General features: G+C 77.9%; 1 protein-coding gene. It reads right to left on the reverse strand.

Features of this window, described 5'->3' with window-relative positions; all coding sequences use genetic code 11:
* Positions 1 to 816: glycosyltransferase family 2 protein (locus ND748_RS33080; RefSeq protein WP_251750166.1), on the reverse strand; the 816-nt coding region annotated here is incomplete at both ends.

An 816-nucleotide genomic window follows, 5' to 3' on the forward strand; every position in this document is an offset into this window, starting at 1 on the left:
AGCCACCACAGCAGGCCAACCTGCGCGGCGCTGGCCGCCGGGCTACCACCGGCGGCGGCCAGCGACTTGGCGTAGCCGTCGCGCAGCTCGGCCCAGCCGGCGTACATCCGGTTGGTCGCCAGGGGGGTGCCGTCCACGACCACCCCGCGCCCCGCGGCGCGCTTCACGGCCCGCAGCAGGGCGATGTCCTCGAGGATCTGGTCGCGGACCCCGGCGTGCCCGCCGGCCCGGCGGTACGCCGCCGCGTCCACGCACAGGAACTGGCCGCCGGCCGCGGTCAGCGACGGACGCGGGGACCGCTCGGCCGCGCGCAACGGCAGCAGGGCCAGCCAGGACCAGGTCAGCAGCGGCTGGATGAGCCGCTCGGCCGGGCTCACCGCGACCTGGCGCGGATACGGCGAAATCAGCTCCAGCCCGCTGTCGCGCAGCAGCAGGACGGCCCGGGCCAGCCCGTCGGCGGCGAGGATCACGTCGGCGTCGACGAAGACCAGCACGGTGCCGGTCGCGGCGCCCGCGGCCCCGGCGCAGGCGTGCGGCTTGCCCAGCCAGCCGGGCGGCGGGCCGGCGCCACCCGTCGCGACGATCCGCCCGTCTCGCCGAGCCCAGTCGGCGAGGATCCGCCCGGTGGCGTCGGTGGAGGCGTCGTCGTAGACGACGATCTCCAGGTCGGGCACGTCCCGCGCGGCCAGCAGGGCCGCCAGGCAGCCGTCCAGGCGGGCGGCCTCGTTCCGGACCGGCAGGATCACGGACACCCGCTCCGGCACCGGCCGGGCCGGCGGCGCCACCCGCAGCAGCCGGGCGTTCACCGCCGTGTGC

It is taken from the genome of Frankia sp. AiPs1 (assembly GCF_023716945.1).
Classification (GTDB): Bacteria; Actinomycetota; Actinomycetes; order Frankiales; family Frankiaceae; genus Frankia.